Origin of the sequence: Paraburkholderia terrae (genome assembly GCF_002902925.1) — a bacterium.
Classification (GTDB): Bacteria; Pseudomonadota; Gammaproteobacteria; order Burkholderiales; family Burkholderiaceae; genus Paraburkholderia; species Paraburkholderia terrae.
The window spans coordinates 384,403-404,377 of record NZ_CP026112.1; the positions used below are offsets into that span (position 1 = coordinate 384,403).

16 protein-coding genes are annotated in these 19,975 nt (G+C 62.1%); 7 read left to right on the forward strand and 9 right to left on the reverse strand.

Going from position 1 to position 19,975, the window contains the following annotated elements:
- Positions 1-789: 789 nt before the first annotated feature.
- The 8 genes from C2L65_RS17885 to C2L65_RS45505 all read right to left on the reverse strand — a co-directional run bounded on the left by C2L65_RS17885 (position 790) and on the right by C2L65_RS45505 (position 9,377).
- Positions 790-2,304: an OprD family outer membrane porin gene (locus tag C2L65_RS17885; protein ID WP_042314386.1), complete on the reverse strand. Its 1,515-nt coding sequence runs from the start codon at positions 2,302-2,304 to the stop codon at positions 790-792.
- 155 nt (positions 2,305-2,459) lie between these two features.
- The gene (locus C2L65_RS17890) at positions 2,460-3,455 is read right to left on the reverse strand and encodes an ABC transporter ATP-binding protein (protein ID WP_042314387.1); all 996 of its coding nucleotides are present in this window, start codon (positions 3,453-3,455) and stop codon (positions 2,460-2,462) included.
- Positions 3,452-4,441, reverse strand: a complete 990-nt coding sequence (locus tag C2L65_RS17895; RefSeq protein ID WP_042314388.1) for an ABC transporter ATP-binding protein — start codon at positions 4,439-4,441, stop codon at positions 3,452-3,454. The genes C2L65_RS17890 and C2L65_RS17895 overlap by 4 nt, the downstream gene beginning before the upstream one ends.
- 1 nt (position 4,442) lies before the next feature.
- Complete coding sequence (locus tag C2L65_RS17900) at positions 4,443-5,327, reverse strand: ABC transporter permease (RefSeq protein ID WP_167450354.1); 885 nt, start codon at positions 5,325-5,327, stop codon at positions 4,443-4,445.
- Positions 5,328-5,338: 11 nt separating this feature from the next.
- On the reverse strand, positions 5,339-6,277 hold the full coding sequence (locus C2L65_RS17905) for an ABC transporter permease subunit (protein WP_042314390.1): 939 nt from the start codon (positions 6,275-6,277) through the stop codon (positions 5,339-5,341).
- Positions 6,278-6,295: 18 nt separating this feature from the next.
- Positions 6,296-7,912, reverse strand: a complete 1,617-nt coding sequence (locus C2L65_RS17910; protein ID WP_042314391.1) for a peptide ABC transporter substrate-binding protein — start codon at positions 7,910-7,912, stop codon at positions 6,296-6,298.
- Positions 7,913-8,120: 208 nt separating this feature from the next.
- Entirely contained in the window at positions 8,121-8,690 is a 570-nt protein-coding gene (locus tag C2L65_RS17915) for a cupin domain-containing protein (protein WP_007743723.1), read from the reverse strand.
- 519 nt (positions 8,691-9,209) lie between these two features.
- A complete protein-coding gene (locus C2L65_RS45505) occupies positions 9,210-9,377 on the reverse strand; it encodes a hypothetical protein (protein ID WP_156132385.1) in 168 nt (55 codons plus the stop codon).
- Between the two features lie 62 nt (positions 9,378-9,439).
- Here C2L65_RS45505 and C2L65_RS17925 point away from each other — a divergent pair, with 62 nt between their 5' ends.
- The 3 genes from C2L65_RS17925 to C2L65_RS17935 all read left to right on the forward strand — a co-directional run bounded on the left by C2L65_RS17925 (position 9,440) and on the right by C2L65_RS17935 (position 14,230).
- Positions 9,440-10,948, forward strand: coding sequence for a peptide MFS transporter (locus C2L65_RS17925; RefSeq protein ID WP_042314393.1), 1,509 nt, complete (start codon positions 9,440-9,442; stop codon positions 10,946-10,948).
- 1,020 nt (positions 10,949-11,968) lie between these two features.
- A complete protein-coding gene (gene pdxR / locus C2L65_RS17930; RefSeq protein WP_042316221.1) occupies positions 11,969-13,438 on the forward strand; it encodes a MocR-like pyridoxine biosynthesis transcription factor PdxR in 1,470 nt (489 codons plus the stop codon).
- Between the two features lie 339 nt (positions 13,439-13,777).
- Complete coding sequence (locus C2L65_RS17935) at positions 13,778-14,230, forward strand: HU family DNA-binding protein (RefSeq protein ID WP_042316219.1); 453 nt, start codon at positions 13,778-13,780, stop codon at positions 14,228-14,230.
- A gap of 776 nt (positions 14,231-15,006) precedes the next feature.
- On the opposite strand, the gene C2L65_RS45510 is transcribed toward C2L65_RS17935, so the two are convergent.
- A complete protein-coding gene (locus C2L65_RS45510) occupies positions 15,007-15,345 on the reverse strand; it encodes a hypothetical protein (protein WP_156132421.1) in 339 nt (112 codons plus the stop codon).
- 179 nt (positions 15,346-15,524) lie between these two features.
- Between C2L65_RS45510 and C2L65_RS17940 the strand changes: the two genes are divergently transcribed.
- The 4 genes from C2L65_RS17940 (at position 15,525) to C2L65_RS17955 (ending at position 19,915) form a co-directional block, all read left to right on the forward strand.
- Positions 15,525-16,934 (forward strand): circularly permuted type 2 ATP-grasp protein, encoded by a 1,410-nt coding sequence (locus tag C2L65_RS17940; protein ID WP_009770769.1) that lies wholly within the window; start codon positions 15,525-15,527, stop codon positions 16,932-16,934.
- 130 nt (positions 16,935-17,064) lie between these two features.
- Positions 17,065-18,015, forward strand: a complete 951-nt coding sequence (locus tag C2L65_RS17945) for an alpha-E domain-containing protein (protein ID WP_042316213.1) — start codon at positions 17,065-17,067, stop codon at positions 18,013-18,015.
- Between the two features lie 13 nt (positions 18,016-18,028).
- Positions 18,029-18,835: a transglutaminase family protein gene (locus C2L65_RS17950; RefSeq protein ID WP_042316212.1), complete on the forward strand. Its 807-nt coding sequence runs from the start codon at positions 18,029-18,031 to the stop codon at positions 18,833-18,835.
- Between the two features lie 159 nt (positions 18,836-18,994).
- Positions 18,995-19,915 (forward strand): proteasome-type protease, encoded by a 921-nt coding sequence (locus C2L65_RS17955; protein WP_042316211.1) that lies wholly within the window; start codon positions 18,995-18,997, stop codon positions 19,913-19,915.
- Positions 19,916-19,975 lie beyond the last annotated feature (60 nt).

Genomic DNA, 19,975 nt, shown 5'->3' on the forward strand with positions numbered 1-19,975 from the left:
AAGCGTCGCCCCTGTGCGGGGCGGCACCTACTTTTCTTTGCCGCCGCAAAGAAAAGTAGGCAAAAGAAAGCGGCTCACACCGCCAACTCTTGTATTTGCCTGAGGGCCCCCAACGGGTCTTACGCTTCACACGGCAACGCCCTTGTTCACGTGCGTTGCTAACGCTTCGAATGAGCGCCTCACCCGCTTCAAACACCTGAACAAGAGCTAGCGGCAGCGAACGGTTTGTGCCGCCCAGGTGGCAAACTGTGTGTAGGTTGTCGCGTCGTATAAGTTAGCGCTCTTACAGGGTGGAGCGCATGTGCAATTGGTCTGGAGTGAGGCGTGTGGAGCACCAGTGACCGACACACAGTTTGCCACCTGGGCGGCCGTGGAATATCTGGCACGGCATGATGCAGCGCGGGTGCGTGAAGCGGGTGAGGCGTACCGCAAGAGCGTTGGCAACGAGCATGAATGACGTGATTGCCGTGTGAAGCGTAGGAACCTTTGGGGGCCCTCAGGCAAGAACTAGAACTGGCGGTGTTAGCCGCTTTCTTTTGCCTACTTTTCTTTGCGGCGGCAAAGAAAAGTAGGTGCCGCCCCGCACAGGGGCGACGCGTGAAGCACGCTAACAAATCGCGGATGCCAGCGAAAACGCAAACCCACAGGGGCAACGCGTGAAGCACGAAGGCAACGCGCGGATGCCAGCGCAAAGGCAAACACCCCGACCGGCACCGCATGAAGCACGAAAGCAAAACGCGGATGCCAGCGCAAACACAAGCAAACCACCCAGCGTCGCAGACAAAAAAATCAGAACACCTTCACCGGCACATTCACGACCAACCGATACTCCATATTATCCGGGTCCGAATAGTGCGCTGTCGACTTGTGATACATCGCGATAAACGTGATCTTCGTATCCTTGAACCGCCCGCTTTGCAGCGTATAGCTCGGAATAAAACCGATCTCATGGTGCGTGCCATGCACATACTCGCCATTCCGCGTATACGGCCCGATAGCATTTGACGCGGCGCCAGCCGAAGCATCCGCGCCCCAGCCCGTCACACCCCACAGCATCGCCTTAAAGCCAGGCAACCCGGCATACTTACCATCAAACGTATACCGCAACTGGAACGACTTTTCATGCGGCGCGTTGTAGTCAACGTCCATCGAGTTCACGAGATAAATACCGTTGGTCTCGTTCACATAATCGAAGAACTGGTCACCAAGAATCTGCTGATACCCGAGCAACACCTGATGCGGACCATGCTGCGCCGACAGCGACAGGCTATACGCATTGTTGTTGATGTGCCCTTGCAGCGCCGAACCCGTCTGATGCGTCGAGTAGATGTTCGCGAGGCCCGCCCACTTGACAGTGTTCACATCGCCGATCGAATGCGAGATCGCCGCGTAGAACTGATTCCAGACGTCTTCCGCCTGGTCCGCGTACAGCGTGACCGTACCGTTGGGCGAATAGTCCCAGTTGCCGCCGAAGTAGGATAGGCGCTTGAACGTCGTGCCGCCGTACGATGTCGTCAGGTCTACGAGGTTCGTGTGGCCGCGCGGGTCGACCTTCGTGAAGCTGCCCGCTTGCAGCGTGACGTTATGGATATCGTTGCTCACTGCCGACACGCCGAGGAACGTCGGCGGCAACGCGCGGTTGTCATGCGGTTCCATGAACGGGTTGTTGTCGACGATCTGCAAGCCATACTTGACGACCGTCTCGGAGATGCGCCCCTTGATGTCGTACATGCCCGGATACGCCCACGCGAGCTGGTCGGAGCCGCCGCCGCCCTTCGCCACGTGAACCATGTTGCCCGCGCCGTTGCCGCCGTCGAGCTTGAGCGCGGCAAACAGCGACGCGTCGAAGCCGAGTCCCACCGGCCCTTGCGTAAAGCCCGATTCGAAGTTCGCCTGCATGCCCTGAACCCACGCATGACGGTGCGGGCCGCCTTCGTTGTCGAACTGGTCGGCGTAGTTGCGGAACAGCAGGTTCAGATGGCTGTCGGCGATCAGACCTTTGCTCTTCGCCTGGCTCGACAACGGCGCGGTCGGCGTCACGGCCTGGTCGGCTTCGGCGTTCACGAGCGCGTTGTTGGTTTCGGGCTGCACCTCAGCGACATTCGGTGTGTGTTTCAGCTTCGGTTTGGCCGGCGCCGTGGGCGATACCGGCGCAGCCTGCGCCACGGCGGCGCTCGCCGCGGCAGGTACGGCGGGTGCGACTGCATCGTCGGCCAGCGCGGCAGTGGCGATCGTCAGTGCTGGCAGGCCCACTGCCAGCAATGCGAACTTCGATGCTCCTGATGTGGATCGTTGGGTTGTCATTGCAGTTCCATTTTTTCTAGTTGATGAAACAGCGGCGCGGCGGTCGGCCGTGCCACACTTTCTCGCCCGTTCCCGCCGTCGCGCGAACGAACGCCTCCCTCGGCGCAGCGGCTAGCTGCGTCGTGGAAAAAGGTTTGCGTGAAGCTAAAGGGTTGTCAGGTCATGACGGCGCGTATGCAGGCGACCTGCGTATGACCGATGCCCGTTGCGCTCGTAACGGGCCGCTCGTTCGCGCAGGCATCGATTGCATCCGGGCAGCGCGTGCGGAACGCGCAGCCCGAAGGCGGCGTGAGCGGCGACGGAATCTCGCCGCGCAACAACACATGCTTGCGCGCGCGCTCGGCAGCCGGGTCGGGCAGCGGCACGGCAGACAGCAGCGCTCGCGTGTACGGATGCTGCGGCTCGCGATAGACATCGCGCTTGTCGCCGAACTCCATCACGCGGCCCAGGTACATCACGAGCACGCGCTGGCTGATCGCCTTCACGACGGCCAGATCGTGCGCGACGAACAGCAGCGACAGCGACAGTTCGCGCTGCAGGTCGCGCAGCAGATTGACGATCTGCGCCTGAATCGACACATCAAGTGCCGACACCGGCTCGTCGCAGATCACCAGTTGCGGCTCGCCGATCAACGCGCGTGCGATGCCCACGCGCTGGCACTGGCCGCCTGAGAATTCGTGCGGATAGCGGCGCAGATGGTGGTTGCTCAAGCCGACGCGTTCGAGCATCGTCCGCACGCGTACGCGTATCTCTTCGCGGCCGAGTTGCGGCTGATGCGTTTTCAGCGGCTCCGCGACGATCTGTTCGATCGTCATGCGCGGATCGAGCGATGCGAGCGGGTCCTGAAAAATCATCTGCACGTCGCGGCGAATCTGTGTGGTATCGCGTGTCGTGCCTTTCACCGACTCGCGTCCTTTCCATCGCACGCTGCCCGAAGTCACCGGCGTCAGGCCGATGATCGCGCGCGCGAGCGTCGATTTCCCGCAACCGGATTCTCCGACGAGGCCCACCGTCTCGCCACGACGTACGTCAAACGACACACCGTCGACGGCGCGCAGCGTCGCCTTCTTCGACCACGGATAGCCGCCCTGCGCGATGCCGAAATGCACGCTGAGGTTGTCGACCTTGAGTAGGGTTTCCTGGGCGCTCATAGCACCTCCGCGATAGCCTGGACGGGACGATGGCACGCGCGCAGCGCATGGACCTCGCCTTCGATCGATTCGAGCGCCGGACGCGTCGCGCGGCATCGCTCTTCGGCGTACGTGCAGCGCGGTGCGAACGCACAGCCTTGCGTCGCCATGCCCGGCAACGGCGGGTTGCCCGGGATGGTTTGCAGCGGCTGGTCGTCGTCGTCGGTGAGTCGCGGCAGCGCGTTCAGCAGGCCGATCGTGTACGGATGCGTCGGCGCGGCGAACAGTTGCTGCGCGGGCGCCTGTTCAACCGTTTGCCCCGCGTACATGACCATCACGTCGTCGCACAGGCCGGCCACTACGCCCATGTCGTGCGTGATCAGGATGATCGCGGTGCCGCGCTCGCGGTTCAGCTCGCGCAGCAGTTCGATGATCTGCGCCTGCACGGTGACGTCGAGTGCCGTGGTCGGTTCGTCGGCGATCAGGATTTCGGGTTCCGACAACAGCGCCATCGCGATCATCACGCGCTGGCGCATGCCGCCCGAGAACTCGTGCGGATACATGCCGATGCGGCGCGCCGCATCGGGAATGCGCACGCGTTCGAGCGTTTCGATCGCGCGCTGCTTCGCCTCGCGGCGCGACAGCTTGCGATGCAGTTGCAGTGTCTCCGTCATCTGCCGCTCGATCGTCAGGAACGGATTGAGCGACGTCATCGGGTCCTGGAAGATCATGCCGATGCGGTCGCCGCGAATACGGTTGAGCGCGGCATCGTTCATCGTCAGCAGGTTCGTGCCGTTGTAGAGCGCTTCGCCGCTGACCTTGCCGTTCTTCGCAAGCAGGCCGAGCAGTGCCATCACGGTCTGGCTCTTGCCCGAGCCCGATTCGCCGACGATGCCGAGTGTCTTGCCTTTATCGAGCGAAAACGACACGCGCTGCACGGCGTCGACGGGCGCGCCGTCGCGGCGCGAGAAGCGCACGCTTAAATCTTTGACTTCGAGTAGTGCCATCTCAGCGGTCCTTCGGATCGAGTGCATCGCGCAGTCCGTCGCCGACGAAGCTCACGGCATAGAGCGTCGCGCACAGCATGAGGGCAGGGCACAGCAGCAGCCACGGCGTCGATTCGAGTTTCTGCGCACCGTCCTGGATCAGCACGCCCCAGCTCGTCATCGGTTCCTGCACGCCGAGGCCGAGAAACGACAGCACCGATTCCGTCAGTACGATGCCAGGTACCGTGACCGTCGCGTAGACGACCACCACGCCGATCAGGTTCGGCACGATGTGACGCGTGATAATCGAACGCGAATCGACGCCGATTGCCTTGGCTGCGTCGATGAATTCACGCGAGCGCAACGACAACGTTTGACCGCGCACGACGCGCGCCATATCGAGCCACGAAAAGGCGCTGATGGTCAGCACGACCAGATAGAACGCGCGGCCAAAGAGCGTCATCATCAGGATCGCGATCAGCATGTAGGGAATCGCGTACATCATGTCGACGATGCGCATCATCACGGCGTCGACGCGTCCGCCCAGATAGCCCGCCGTCGCGCCCCACGCGACGCCAATCAGTCCCGACACGAGTGTGCCGAGCAAACCGACTTCGAGCGACACGCGCCCGCCGACCAGCGTGCGTACGAGCAGGTCGCGGCCGAGTTCGTCGGTGCCGAACCAGTGCATGTTGTCGAATGTGGGCGCGAGGCTGATCGCGGACCAGTCGCTGTCGATCGCATTGTTCGGCGACAGCAGCGGCCCGACGAAGCACGCGAGCATGATGACGACGAGCAGCAGCAGCGCGACGAACGCCGCGCGATTGCGCACGAAGCGGCGCGCGGCCGTCGCCAGCGGGCTGCGCGAAGGCGGCGCGTCGACTACGGTCAATGAAACAGGTGGCATTCTCATCGGGTTCAATAGCGGATACGCGGATCGAGCCATGCGTACGCAAGGTCGACGAGCAGGTTGAACAGGACGGCGACGGCTGTCGTCAGCACGACGAGGCCGAGCACCAGCGTGTAGTCGCGGTTGATCGCGCCGTTGACGACGAGCTGGCCGATACCCGGCAGCGCGAACACCGATTCGGTGACGACAGCCGCCGTGATCGACGAAATGCACACCGAGCCGAGCAGCGACACGACGGGCATCAGCGCGGGCTTCATGGCGTGGCGCAGGACGATGGTGCGCGCAGGCAAACCCTTCGCCCGCGCGGTGCGAATGAAGTTGCCCGACAGCACTTCGATCATGCTGCCGCGCATCACGCGGGCGATCAGCGCGACGTTGATGATCGTCAGAAGGGCGATCGGCAGCACGCGATAGCGCCACTCGCCTTCGCCCCAGCCGCCCGCGGGCAGCCAGCCGTGGCCGTCCGCGGTCTTGAGCAGAATCGCGAACACCCACACCAGCAACGGGCCGAGCACGAACGGCGGCACGACGTTGCCGATATTGCCGAGCACCATCACCGCGTGATCGATCACGCTATCGCGACGCACGGCGGCAACCGTGCCGAGCGTGACGCCGATCACCACGGCGATCGGCACCGACACGCCGCCGACGCCGAGACTCACGGGCAGCGCCTTCAACACGAGATCGGTGACGGACCAGTCCGTGTAGCGGAACGACAGGCCGAGGTCGCCGTGCAGCAGTGCCCACAGATAATGCAGATACTGCTGCCACAGCGGCTCGTCGAGGTGATAGCGCGCGTTCAGGTTCGCGAGCGTGGCATCCGACAGATGCTTCTCGGTATCGAACGGACCGCCCGGCGTGAGATGCAGCAGCAAATAGCATGCGGTGATCACGGCGAGTATCGTCGGGATCGTCCACAGCGTGCGGCGCAACGTGTATGCAAGCATGAGTGCGGTTCCTGCTGTTTAGTGCTTGAGCAAGTACAGGTCTTGCGACGCGCGCATGTCGAGATAGTTGGTCGATGCGTAGCCGCCGACGTATGGCTTCACGAGACGCGCCGCCGAGTACTGGAACAGCGGGATCATCGGATAGTCGTTCATCGCGAGGTCATGCGCCTGCGAGAGCAGCGTGGTGCGCTGCTTGTCGTCGGTCTGCTGGTTGGCCTGATCGATCAGCGCGTCGACCTTCGGGTTGCAGTAATGCTGGTCGTTCTGCACGCTTCCGCAGCGGATCAGGTCGAAATACGACATCGCGTCGTTGTAGTCGACGAACCAGCCGTCGCGCGATGCCTGCACCTTGCCGTCATGCCGCTGCTTGAGCAGCACCTTGTACTCGACGTTCTCCAGCTTCGCGGTAACGCCGAGCTTGGTGCGCCATTCCGACGTGACGAAGAGGGCAACCTTCTTGTGCAGATCGTTCGTGTTGTAGGTGAAGGTGAACGTCAGCGGCTTCGCATCCGAGTAGCCGGCTTCCTTCAGCAGGTTGCGCGCGTATTCGACGCGCTTTGCCATCGGCCACGATGCCCACTCCGGCTTGAAGACGGCGGCGCCTTCCGTGCCCTTCGAGATCAGGCCGTACATCGGTAGTTCGCCGCTCGACGTGAGCTTCGACGTCAGCAGCTCGCGATCGACTACCATCGACAGCGCCTGGCGCACGCGCTTGTCCTTGAAGACGGGGTCGTCGTTATTGAGGCTGTAGTAATACGTTGCGATCTGCAGGCCCTTCTGCAACTGCTGGCCGAACTGCTTGTCGACCTGGTTGTAGATGCCCGACGGGATCGTGTACGTGTAATCGAACTGGCCGGCCTGATACATGCGCATTGCCGTTTCGTCGCTTTCGATGGGCAGATACGTGACCTTCGAGATCGCGACCTTCGGTGCGTTCCAGTAGTTGCCGTTCTTGTTGATGACGAGGCGGTTGTTCGGCTGCCAGTCGGTCAGCGCAAACGCGCCGTTGCCGACGAAGTTCGCCGGGCGCGTCCAGTCGTTGCCGAACTTGGTCACGACCGCCTTGTCGACAGGGGCCATCGTCGCCATCGCCGTCAGTTGCGGGAAGAAGGCGGCGGGCACGTCGGTCTTCACTTCGAGCGTGTACGGATCGACGGCGCGCGCGCCGAGGCTCGTCACGGGTGCCTTGCCCGCGATGATCTCCTTCGCGTTCTTCACGAACTCGACGAGCACCGTGTACTTCGAACCCGTCTTCGGATCGACGACGCGCTGCCACGCATACACGAAGTCCGCTGCCGTGACGGGCTGGCCGTTGCTCCACTTCGCATCGTGACGCAGCTTGAAGACCCACGTGTCGGGCGCGGTGCGCGTCCACGACTGCGCGACGCCAGGCACGATCGCGCCCGATGCGTCGATGCGCGTCAAGCCTTCGAACAGATCGAGGCCGATCGTGTTGCCCGTCCACGATTCGATGTGTGCGGGGTCGAGCGATTCGGTTTCGGCGGGAACCTGACGGGTCAGTTCCTGGCTCGCGGCGAGCGTGGCGCCCGACGGGACCGTGACGGCCGATGCGTGTTGCTGAAATGTGAGGACGAGCGCGGCCAGCGCCGTCGTGTAAACGAACGGTGTTTTCATGGTTGGATTCGCAGAAAGAGTCGGGAGAGAAACGCAAGCGGCGCGGACGCCGCTAACGGTTATCCGCGTGATGAAGGCCGAGGCGGCCCTTGTTCGGTGTACGGCATGCAGGATTCCTTACAATTATTATTACAGGCATCCTACAGCGGATTTGAGTGCGCTCCCCGACTTGCGGAAGCGCTTCCAACCAGGATCGAATGCCTGCCTTCTAAAACAATCTCGGCGTACCTACCCACACGACGACCGATTCCTTGCGGGCCGTGTTGGCCCAGCTATGCGGCACCGTCGATTCGTAATGCGCACTGTCTCCGGCGCGCAGCACGAAGGTCTTGCCTTCCAGCGTCAACGACACTTGCCCTTCGATGACATAGATGAACTCTTCACCGGCATGCGTCGTGACTTCGGAACGCTTTTGCCCGGGTGGCATCCTCACAAGGATGGCTTCCAACTGACGGCCCCCCGACAGATTGGTCATCCGGGCAAACAGGTTCGCCGAGTCTGCGAAACCAAAAAACTTCAGCTCGTTTGCGCGACACACCGAGCGCTCTTCGCTTGGTGTGTCGACGAAATACTGCACCTTCACTCCCAACGCATTCGCAATGCCTGCCAGCGACGTGATGGACGGCGACGCGAGACCGCGCTCGACCTGCGACAGAAACGGCTTCGAAATGCCTGCTGCTGTCGCTGTTTCGTCGAGCGTACGCTTCAGCCTTTGCCTCAGCGCGCGGATCTTGCTCCCCAGTGCAAGTGCCGTGTCTTTCTCAAGTGTCGTGACCATAACAAAACCAAATTAGTCCGTCAAAATTAGTTTGATATAAGCAAATGTTGTTTGATGACGTGCTGCTCTTTCCCGCCGAGCCTTGCGTAGCTTGACAACTCTTCCATGCCGTTCACGCAGATCCGATCTTTTCGAGAAAGTACTCTATGTTGCCAGATCGCAAAGCTCACCTATTGGATTTGCGTTAGAAGACCGGTAATGCATTGAGACGGATCGTGCGTGGGTGGTGCGCATCTCAGTGAATTCCCGAAGCGACAAGTCGCGTTCCGATGCGCACAATCGCAACCTCGCGCGGTTGGCCTGGCCGGGCTGATCCGCCTGCACTCCCGTTTGCAGCGATCCTGCGACGGCGTTTTGATCGGTACGTCCTGACCGGACTGCCACCGACGAATGAAGGTGAACATCCATGTCGATTTCTTTCGCAGTCTTTCCGCATCCATCCTGCATATCCAGCACGCGTATTTCGATGCAGCCGCCGAAGCGGTCCGCTCGCGCGATGCTTTATCATTGAGTCTTTCGTCACGCGCTGTCCGCGTTGACGGCCTCCCGCTGAAGTCCTGGTTGTTCCGTTTTCGACGCGGACCCCGCTGTCCGTTGCTCGTATCGCACTGCACCGTCGCTCGATGCCGCCTTGCGCATCGACCACGGCAAGTGATCGACGATCTCCAGTTTTTCCAGCTTCGCCACGTGGCATTGCGTCTGCTCGACGCATGCGCGCGCGGCTGCTATCGCGTAAATAAGAGGAAAGCATGAAATCACCCGTATCCCAGACCCGGTCGTTCTCGACGGTCTTTCTCATTGAGATGTGGGAGCGCTTCGGCTACTACGGCATGGCGGCGCTGCTCGTGCTGTTTATGATCGACCGGCTCGGCTTTGACGACAGCCGCGCGACGCTCACGTGGGGCGCGTTCGCGGCGCTCGTGTATGCGTCGCCGTCGATCGGCGGCTGGGTTGGCGACAAGATTCTCGGCGCGCGCCGCTCGATGATTTTCGGCGCGCTGGTGCTCGCGGCCGGCTACCTGATGCTGGCGCTGCCGAACGACAGCCTCGAGTTCATGTATGCGTCGCTGGGCGTGATCGTGGTTGGCAATGGCCTGTTCAAGTCGAACGCGGCGAACCTGGTGCGGCGCATTTACGAAGGCGACGATGCGCGCATCGACAGCGCGTTCACGATCTACTACATGGCGGTGAACATCGGCTCGACGGTGTCGATGCTGGCGACGCCGTGGATCAAGGATCACTGGGGCTGGCACACGGCGTTCGCCGTCTGTTGCGGCGGCATGTTGATCGCTGTGGTGAACTACTTTCTGATGTTCCGGACGCTGTCGCACGTTGGTTCTGCGCCGGATGCGGAGCCGATCCGCTGGAAGCGCGTGCTGGCAGTCGCGATCGGCGGGATCGCGCTGGGCACGGCGACGACGTTCGTGCTGCAGCACAAGGCGATTGCCGTCGCGTGTGTATACACGGCGGGTGTCGCGATTCTGGCGATCTTCGCGTACATGCTGCTCAGCTGCGAGCGGTCGGAGCGCTCGGGCTTGCTGGCAGCGCTGATTCTGACGCTTCAGGTGATTCTGTTCTTCGTGTTCTATCAGCAGATGTCGACGTCGCTGACGTTGTTCGCGCTGCGTAATGTCGATCCGACGTTCTCGCTGTTCGGCGCGCATCTGTTTACGTGGAGTGCTGCTCAGTTCCAGGCGCTGAATCCGATCTGGATCATGCTGCTGAGCCCGCTTCTTGCCATGTTGTATACGAAGCTCGCGAAGAGCGGTAAGGACGTGCCGGTTGCGGCGAAGTATGCGTTTGGTTTTGCCGTTGTTGCGGCGGGGTTCTTCGTTTATGCGTGGAGCGGCAGCTTTGCCGTCAATGGACGCGTTTCGTCGTGGTGGATGGTGGGCGGTTATGGTCTGTACTCGCTCGGCGAACTGCTGGTGAGCGGTCTCGGGCTTGCGATGATCGCCCGCTATGTGCCGGCGCGGATGAGCGGTTTTATGATGGGCGCTTATTTTGTGGCGACGGGCGTGTCGCAGTATCTGGGCAGCGTTGTTGCCAATCTGGCGAAGATGCCGGCTGGGGATCTCGATCCTTTGATCTCTTTGCCGCTGTATACGAAGCTCTTTGCTGAGCTCGGGTGGCTGGCTGCGGTTGGGGCGGTTGTTGCTATCTTGTTGCTGCCGCTGATGGGGCGCCTTTCGCGGGCGCATCAGCAGTGCGCTGTGCAAGCGCGCAGCGGTGAGGGCGTGGCGGCGTCGGTGCAGTAAGGTTTTTTTGCCCCTTCGGGGCGGAGCGGTCTTTCAAGGCGTGCCTTTTTGGGTGCGCCTTTTTCTTTTGGTGTTGTGGGGTTGTTCTTTCGCTGGTATTCGCGGTTGTGTCTTCGCGGCGCGGGTGTAGGTCTTGGTTTTGGTTTTGGTTTGCTTGTGTTTGCGCTGGCATCCGCGCTATGCCTTCGTGCTTCACGCGTCGCCCCTGTGCGGGGCGGCACCTACTTTTCTTTGCCGCCGCAAAGAAAAGTAGGCAAAAGAAAGCGGCTCACACCGCCAGTTCTTGTTCCTGCCTGAGGGCCCCCGAAGGTTCTTACGCTTCACGCGGCAACCACGTGACCCACATTCGTTGCCAGCCCTCTTGCGGTGCGCCTCACCCGCTTCACGCTCCCGCACTACAGCGCGCCGTGCCAGCTATTCCACTGCCGCCCAGGTGGCAAACTGTGTGTAGGCCGTAGTGCCTCGCATGCCTCACTTCGAACCGATAGCGCGCGCCTCCATGTAAGAGCGCCGAGCTATACGCCGCGACAACCTACACACAGTTTGCCACCTGGGCGGCACATACCATTCGCTGCCGCTTGCCCGAGTACGGGTATTCGAAGCGGGTGAGACGTTCATTTGAAGCGTTGGCAACGCACGCAAACAAAGACACCGCCGTGTGAAGCGTAAGACCCTGTGGGGGCCCTCAGGCAAGAAGAAATGTTGGCGGTGTTAGCCGCTTTCTTTTGCCTACTTTTCTTTGCGGCGGCAAAGAAAAGTAGGTGCCGCCCCGCACAGGGGCGACGCGTGAAGCACGAAGGCATAACGCGGATGCCAGCCAAAACACGAGCAAACCAAAACCTACACCCGCCCCGCGAAGGCACAACCACAGATGCCCGCGCAAAGTCAAAAAAACCAAACCGCTTCCGCAGCAAACACCTCAAGTGCGAACGCACAAACAAACCCACCAAACGGCAACGCGCACGCTAAGCTAACAACAAGCTCGCCGCAGGCAAAAACCAAACCAGAACCAAAACTGAAATGGAAATCCACCTATCCGTAGAGGGCCGCCACGACCTGGCGGGGCAAATCTACCGACAACTGCGCGCGGGGATAATCGAAGGCCGCCTGGCAGGCGGCACCCAACTGCCTTCGACCCGCGATCTCGCGACGCAACTCGGCGTCTCCCGCAAAACGACGCTCGACGTCTTCGAGCGCCTGCTCGCCGAGGGCTTCCTGCATGCGCGCCCCGGCTCGGGCACCTTCGTCGCCGCAGGTTTACAGCGGCTGCCCGCCGAAAAACCAGCACATGCACGTGCCGCCCACGACGCGAGAACAGACCCCAGTTCCAGTGCCCGCGCTCAACCGGTGTGGCACACCGTCCCCGAGGTACTCAGCCCGCAAACGACGCCCGGCACGCCGTACGACTTCATCGGCGGCATTACCGACAAGTCCCATTTCCCTTTCGACGTCTGGCGCCGCTGCGTGAACCACGCGCTTCGCGTGCAGTCGCGCGGACGCGGCACGTATCGCGATGCCGCCGGCGAACAGGAATTGCGGCTCGCGATCTCGCGCTATCTCGCGTTTAATCGCGCCGTCGCAAGCAACTGGGAGGACGTCATCGTGACGCAGGGCGCGCAGCATGCGCTCGACCTCATCGCGCGCGTCACGCTGCGTCCCGGCGACGTCGCCGCTATCGAAGACCCCGGCTATCCTCCCGCGCGCGCGTGCCTCACGGCCGTGGGCGCGAAGGTGGTAGCCGTGCCCGTCGATGCCGAAGGCCTGATCGTGAGCAAGCTGCCGAAGCACGCGCGGCTCGTTTACGTGACGCCGTCGCATCAGTTTCCGCTCGGCATGCCGATGAGTCTCGCGCGGCGCGTCGAGCTGCTCGAATGGGCGCAACAGCGCGACGCCGTCATCATCGAAGACGACTACGACTGTGAATACCGCTTCGAAGGACGGCCGATGGAGCCGCTGAAGAGTCTCGACCGCACGGGCCTCGTCGCGTACGTGGGAACGTTTTCAAAGACGATTTTCCCCGAGCTGCGCGTCGGTTACATGGTGCCGCCCGCTTCGCTATTCGACACGCTGTGCAAGGCGCGGCAGATTGGCGACTGGCATGGTTGCTCGCTGACGCAGACCGCGCTTTCCAGTTTCATGCTGAACGGTGACTTCGCCAAGCACCTGAAGCGGATGCACAAGCTTTACGCAGCGCGCCGCGCAAGCCTGCTTGCGCATCTGCAGGGCGACCTCGCTCGCTGGTTCGAGCCCATCGTGCCGACGGCGGGTATCCATATGGCTGCGTTGCTGAAGGCGCCGCTCACGGAGGCGGCCGTGATCGAAGCGGCGCGCGACGAATCGATCGCACTGCATGGGCTCGCGCCTTTCTATGTGCGGGCAACGCCGCAACCAGGGCTTGTATTTGGCTATGGCGGCATCGAGGCTGGACAGATCGACACCGCGCTTGCGACGCTTGCGAAGCTGCTGCCGCGTGTCGAATCAAGGACTTGAGCGTGCTTTTGAGGGATCGCGCTTGCCGTCCTGTCAGGGGTCCCCGACGCTTGCGCGCGTAACGCACGCTCGATTTCGTCATTGAGACTGGGGTCTTGCTGTGAGGGCCGGGTTTTACGATTCGTGCTGGACAGGTGCGGCGAAATCGCCTGGTGATCGCGTTTACCCCTTAAAAACAGGCTCGAAATGCGCGAGGTAGTCAGCGCCGCGCAACAAACCGTAACCGTTATACACAAAAGATTCGCGCAGAACGCAAAAGCGCTTGTAGAATCCGGCGTTGAAGCGTGTGCATATCGCGTGCGCTTCTCGCAATCAATGACCCTTAGAGGTAGGAGAAATATGGCGACTTCCGCAAAAAAGGTAGCGGCTAAGAAGGCTGCTACGGTTCCGACCAAGAAGGTTGCTGCAAAGAAAGCTGCTGCTCCCGCAAAGAAAGTTACGGCTAAGAAGGTCGCCGTGAAGGCGCCCGGCGTTTCGTCGCCGATCAAGGACACCTTCACGAAGGCCTCGCTGGCTGCACACGTTGCGGAGCGTGCGGGCGTCGAACCGAAGTCGGCGAAGGCAGTTCTGGCTGCACTCGAAGACACGATCCTCGGTTCGGTCCACAAGAAGGGCGCTGGCGAATTCACGCTGTCGGGTCTTCTGAAGATCGTCGTTCAGACCGTTCCGGCGAAGAAGAAGCGCTTCGGCAAGGACCCGTTCACGGGTCAGGAGCGTTGGTTCCCGGCGAAGCCGGCAAGCGTGCGGGTCAAGGCACGTGCGTTGAAGAAGCTGAAGGACGCAGCAGCGTAAGTTGATGCGCTTCGATGGCGGCGTGAGCCGCTGTCGTTGCGGTTGCTTTATCGCGGTCCCCGCATGCGGAAGTGTGTGGGGATTTTTTTTGTCTGCGACGCTGGGGGCGGGGTGCTCTTGCTTTTGCTTTTGCGCTGGCAGCCGCGTGTGCTATTTCGCGGCGCGGGCGGTTTTGTTTGCTGTTTTGGGCTTTGCGCTGGCATCCGCGGTTTGCCTTCGTGGCGCGGCGGGTTTGGTTTGCTGGTGTTTGCGCTGGCATCCGCGTTTTGTTGTCGTGCTTCAAGCGTCGCCCCTGTGCGGGGCGGCACCTACTTTTCTTTGCCGCCGCAAAGAAAAGTAGGCAAAAGAAAGCGGCTAACACCGCCAACATTTCTTCTTGCCTGAGGGCCCCCAACCGGTCTTACGCTTCACACGGCGGTGTCTTTGTTTGCGTGCGTTGCCAACGCTTCGAATGAATGCCTCACCCGCTTCAGACACCCGCACAAGAGCTAGCGGAAGCGAATGGTATGTGCCGCCCAGGTGGCAAACTGTGTGTAGGTTGTCGCGTCGTATAGCTTGGCGCTCTTACATGGAGGTATGCGCGCGCTGGCGGTCCGAAGTGAGGCGTGCGAGGCACTACGGCCTACACACAGTTTGCCACCTGGGCGGCCGTGGACTATCTGGCACGGCATGGTGAAGCGCGGGTGGGTGAAGCGGGTGAGGCGCAGCGCAAGAGCGTTGGCAACGAACATGGGTCACGTGATTGCCGTGTGAAGTGTAAGACCCTGTGGGGGCCCTCAGGCAAACACAAGAACTGGCGGTGTTAGCCGCTTTCTTTTGCCTACTTTTCTTTGCGGCGGCAAAGAAAAGTAGGTGCCGCCCCGCACAGGGGCGACGCTTGAAGCACGAAGGCAACACGCGGATGCCAGCGCAAACACCAGCAAACCAAACCCGCCGCGCCACGAAGGCAAACCGCGGATGCAAGCAAAAAGACTCCCGCGCAGCGAGCCAAAACCAAAACCAAAACCAAAACCCAAACCAAACCAATCCCCAAACCAAACCAATCCCCAAACCAGGGCCCGCGCCAGCGCCCTTAACGCACCGTGTGCGCAACAACACGCACCGGAGTAGCGCATCCTCCCCCTCCGCGCTACGATGACAGCGACAATCGAGCGCCATCGCAGTGCGCATTCTCAGTGCATCCACCGCGCGCAGCGCACAAATCCCGAATGGCATAACGCTTGCTTGATCGAGATTGAAAAACCGAATGCGCAGCGCATTCGCCTTCTATCCGACAAAAAGAGTGGGGCGTAACATGCGATGCTTTGACGAGATGCGTCAGTTCGATGACGCCGTGCGGCCGCATTATCAGCGGTTCGAACGCTGGCTCGTGCAGCAGGGCAGTGAGGCAATCGAGAGAAAGCGGGCCGAAGCCGATCTGCTGTTTCGCCGTGTCGGCATCACGTTCGCCGTCAACGGCGATCTATCAGGCACCGAGCGGCTCATCCCGTTCGATCTGATCCCGCGCATCATCCCGCGCGGCGAATGGCAAACGCTCGAAGCCGGCCTCAGGCAGCGCGTCCAGGCGCTCAACCTCTTCATCCACGACGTCTATCACGACCGCAACATCGTCCGCGCCGGCATCGTGCCCGCCGATCAGGTCTACACCAACGCGCAATACCGGCCGGAAATGCAGGGCGTCGACGTGCCGCTCGCAGTCTACGCCCACATCGCAGGCGTCGACGTCGTGCGCGCTGGTGAGAACGGCGAGTTCTACGTGCTCGAAGACAATCTGCGCGTGCCGTCGGGCGTGTCGTACATGCTCGAAAACCGCAAGATGATGATGCGGCTCTTCCCCGAGCTGTTCGTGCAGAACCGCATCGCGCCCGTCGCCCACTATCCCGATCTGCTGCTCGACACGCTGCGCTCGGTGGCACCCGAAGGCGTCGACGATCCCGTCGTCGTCGTGCTGACGCCCGGTATGTACAACTCCGCCTACTTCGAGCACACCTTCCTCGCGCAGCAGATGGGCGTCGAACTGGTGGAAGGCAAGGACCTGTTCGTCGACGACAACTACGTGTTCATGCGCACCACGCAAGGTCCGCGGCGCGTGGATGTGATCTATCGGCGGGTCGACGACGACTTTCTCGATCCGCTCGCGTTCCGCCCGGATTCGGCGCTCGGCGTGCCGGGGCTGCTGACGGCCTATCGCGCGGGGCGTGTGGCGCTGGCGAACGCAATGGGCACAGGCATCGCCGACGACAAGTCGATCTATCCGTACGTGCCCGACATGATCGAGTTCTATCTGGGTGAAAAGCCGATCCTGAACAACGTGCCGACCTACCAGTGCCGTAAGCCCGACGACCTCGCCTACACGCTCGCGCATCTGCCCGAGCTCGTCGTCAAGGAAGTGCATGGCGCAGGCGGTTACGGGATGCTCGTCGGGCCGGCGTCGACGTCCGCGGAAATCGAGGCGTTCCGCCAGCGGCTGATCGAAAAGCCCGCCGGCTACATCGCGCAGCCGACGCTCGCGCTGTCCGCCTGTCCGACCTTCGTCGAAGCAGGCATCGCGCCGCGCCATATCGATCTGCGCCCCTTCGTTCTGTCGGGCAAGACGGTGACGATGTGCGCGGGCGGCCTCACGCGCGTCGCGTTGCAGGAGGGCTCGCTGGTCGTCAACTCGTCGCAGGGAGGCGGCACCAAAGACACCTGGATGGTCGACTGACCACGCCGAACGATGTTCCGAAGCGCCCGCATCGCGCGATGCAGGCGCAAAGCCGACAAACCACGGGCAACCCGGCGCGCTTCGCGTCACACGGCGACGAGAGCGCGTCCAATCAATACGGAAAGCCGACATGCTGAGCCGCACTGCCGATCATCTGTTCTGGATGGCCCGTTACATGGAGCGCGCCGAGAATACCGCGCGCATGCTCGACATCAACCTGAAGGCGCAACTGCTGCCGCAGACGCCCGAACAGGAGGAGCGCACGCAGCGCTCGGTGCTGCGCATCTCCGAGCTGGAGCACGCGTTCGCGCAGCGCTACGACGAGCCGACCCGCGAAAACGTGCTCGATTTCATGGTGGCCGACCCGACCAACCCGTCGAGCATTCATTCGTGTCTGCAGGCAGCCCGCGAAAACGCGCGCGCGGTGCGCGGCACGCTGACCACAGAATGGTGGGAAACGATCAACGATACGTGGCTAGAATTCAACGAGCGCACCGCGCACGGCGAGGTGTCGAATAACCTGTCGGCGCTGTTCGAATGGGTGAAGTTCCGCTCGCATCTGTCGCGCGGCGTGACGATCGGCACCGCGTTGCAGGACGACGCATTCTTCTTCACGCAGCTCGGCACCTTTCTCGAACGCGCGGACAACACGGCGCGCATTCTCGACGTGCGCTTCGCCGACGCCGAGCCGAACTCGCGCGAGGCCGCGCGCCAGCTCGAAGACTTCTATTACTGGACGTCGATTCTGAGTTCGGTGTCGGCGCTGGAGATCTACCGCAAGGTGTATCGCGATGTCGTGACGCCGGCGCGCGTGGTCGAACTGATGATCCTGAATTCGCAGATGCCGCGCTCGCTGCTGGCGTCCCTCGATGGCGTCTGCGAAAACCTCGCGATGCTGCGCACGCAGGGCTCGAATCAATGCGAGCGCTTTGCGGGCAAGCTGCGCGCCGAACTGCTTTACTCGGATATCCGGCAGATTTTCGAAACCGGTCTGCACGCGTGGCTCACGCAGTTTCTCGCCCGCGTGTTCGAACTCGGCAACATGGTCGCGCGCACGTACCTGATGCTGCCTGTTGCCTGATGGAGTGCCCTCAATGTATCTGACGATCCGCCACGACACCTCTTACCGCTACGAATCGACGGTCCATTACTCGATCCAGCAACTGCGCCTCACGCCGTCGAGCGGTGCTTCACAGATCGTGCGGCGCTGGACGCTCGATGCGCCCGGCAAGCTCGACTCGACCTTCGACGCCTATGGCAACGTGCTGCACACGCTCGTGCTCAACAAGCAGCACGACGAGATTCGCGTGCATGTGTCGGGCGAAGTCGACACGTTTGCCTTGATCGACGGCCGGCTCGGCGACGATGCGGGCGCGATTCCGCTCGAGCATTTCACCTGTGCGACACGGTTGACGGACTGCGATCCGGCGATTCGCGAACTGGCGGCGTCTGTGCCGTCGCTCGACAAGCCGGCCGCGCTGATCGCGCTGGCGGAGAAGATCATCGATCGCGTGCAGTTCGAGACAGGCGCGACTGGTGTGACGAGCACGGCGTCGCAGGCGCTCGCGCTCGGCAAGGGTGTCTGCCAGGACCACGCGCATCTGATGCTCGCGTGCTGCCGCGCGCGCGGCATTCCGGCGCGCTATGTGAGCGGCTATATCGAACCTGGCGACGTCGAGCATGCGGCGAGTCACGCGTGGGTCGATGTGTGGCTCGCGGGCATCGGCTGGATTTCCGTCGACGTCACGCACGCCGCATTTGCGAGCGAGATGTATTGCCGGCTCGCGGCGGCGCGCGATTACGAAGCGGCGTCGCCCGTGCGCGGACGGCGGATCGGCGGACTGGAAGAGACGCTCGATGTATCCGTTGCAGTGAAGGCGCAGGAGCAGTCGCCGCAATAGGAGACGCAACGCAACACCTGGGTTTTCTCGGGCACACATCGGCTGCAGCGTGCCAGGCGCGCGCATTACAATGGCAGCGTCCCGCGGCGCTGCCCGCGGCCTGTGCCTTTTTCCGGCTCGCCCAACCGTTCGTTCGGGGCGGCCGTCTGGATTCCTGTCATGACTTACTGTGTGGCGATGTGCGTCGATGAAGGGCTCGTGTTCCTGTCGGATACACGGACCAATGCCGGCGTCGATCACATCAGCACCGCGCGCAAGATGTCGGTGTTCGAAGTGCCCGGCGAACGCATGCTGGTGCTGCTCGGCGCGGGCAATCTGTCGCTCACGCAGGCCGTGCTGCAAGAGTTGTCCGAGCCTACTGGACCTTCCGCTTCGTCGAAGCCCACGCTCTGGACCGTGCAGACGATGGCCGATGCCGCGCGCGTGGTCGGCCAGGCGGTGCGCGACGTGCATCTGCGCGAGGCGAATGCGCTGCAGGAATTCGGCGTCGACTTCAATTGCAGTTTCATTCTCGGCGGACAGATCCGTGAGCACGCGGAGGGCGGCAATGGCGCCGGGCAACCGAGGCCGCGCCTCTTCATGATCTATGCGGCGGGCAACTTCATCGAATCGTCGCGTGTGAACCCGTACTTTCAGATCGGCGAGTCGAAGTACGGCAAGCCGATCATCGACCGCGTGCTGATCCCATCCACGCCGCTCGACGAGGCCGCCAAGTGCGCGCTGATCTCGATGGATTCGACGCTGCGCTCGAACCTCTCGGTCGGGCTGCCGCTCGATCTGCTCGTCTATGAGAAAGATTCGCTGAAGGTGACGCGCTTCGTGTCGATCGATCAGGACAATGCCTACTACCAGATGATCCATCGCACGTGGGGCGAACGGCTTCGGCAGGTGTTCAGCGAGATTCCCGATCCGGACTGGCAAACCACGGGCGACGTGCCGCAGAACGGGCATGTCGGAGAGATGGTGCTGTATCGGCCGCCGGGCGAGTTGCACGCGGATGCAGAGCGCGGCACGCCGGCTGTCGACGCGCGGCCCGCGCAGACTCTGGCGCAAGCCGACAAGCCTAAAACACGCGGCTGATCACGCCGACACAGCGCGCCCGCTTCCGGGCGCATCCACTTTTTCCACTGGGGCAATGAA

What these genes read in the sequence shown, in the direction of transcription:
- C2L65_RS17940 (WP_009770769.1), top strand. Translation starts at nt 15,525, where the DNA reads ATGCGATGCTTTGACGAGATGCGTCAGTTCGATGACGCCGTGCGGCCG.
- C2L65_RS17895 (WP_042314388.1), bottom strand. Translation starts at nt 4,441, where the DNA reads ATGGCACTACTCGAAGTCAAAGATTTAAGCGTGCGCTTCTCGCGCCGC.
- C2L65_RS17915 (WP_007743723.1), bottom strand. Translation starts at nt 8,690, where the DNA reads ATGGTCACGACACTTGAGAAAGACACGGCACTTGCACTGGGGAGCAAG.
- C2L65_RS17955 (WP_042316211.1), top strand. Translation starts at nt 18,995, where the DNA reads ATGACTTACTGTGTGGCGATGTGCGTCGATGAAGGGCTCGTGTTCCTG.
- C2L65_RS45510 (WP_156132421.1), bottom strand. Translation starts at nt 15,345, where the DNA reads ATGCGCTACTCCGGTGCGTGTTGTTGCGCACACGGTGCGTTAAGGGCG.
- C2L65_RS17885 (WP_042314386.1), bottom strand. Translation starts at nt 2,304, where the DNA reads ATGACAACCCAACGATCCACATCAGGAGCATCGAAGTTCGCATTGCTG.
- C2L65_RS17905 (WP_042314390.1), bottom strand. Translation starts at nt 6,277, where the DNA reads ATGCTTGCATACACGTTGCGCCGCACGCTGTGGACGATCCCGACGATA.
- C2L65_RS17890 (WP_042314387.1), bottom strand. Translation starts at nt 3,455, where the DNA reads ATGAGCGCCCAGGAAACCCTACTCAAGGTCGACAACCTCAGCGTGCAT.
- C2L65_RS17935 (WP_042316219.1), top strand. Translation starts at nt 13,778, where the DNA reads ATGGCGACTTCCGCAAAAAAGGTAGCGGCTAAGAAGGCTGCTACGGTT.
- C2L65_RS17950 (WP_042316212.1), top strand. Translation starts at nt 18,029, where the DNA reads ATGTATCTGACGATCCGCCACGACACCTCTTACCGCTACGAATCGACG.
- C2L65_RS17945 (WP_042316213.1), top strand. Translation starts at nt 17,065, where the DNA reads ATGCTGAGCCGCACTGCCGATCATCTGTTCTGGATGGCCCGTTACATG.
- C2L65_RS17910 (WP_042314391.1), bottom strand. Translation starts at nt 7,912, where the DNA reads ATGAAAACACCGTTCGTTTACACGACGGCGCTGGCCGCGCTCGTCCTC.
- pdxR (WP_042316221.1), top strand. Translation starts at nt 11,969, where the DNA reads ATGGAAATCCACCTATCCGTAGAGGGCCGCCACGACCTGGCGGGGCAA.
- C2L65_RS17925 (WP_042314393.1), top strand. Translation starts at nt 9,440, where the DNA reads ATGAAATCACCCGTATCCCAGACCCGGTCGTTCTCGACGGTCTTTCTC.
- C2L65_RS17900 (WP_167450354.1), bottom strand. Translation starts at nt 5,327, where the DNA reads ATGCCACCTGTTTCATTGACCGTAGTCGACGCGCCGCCTTCGCGCAGC.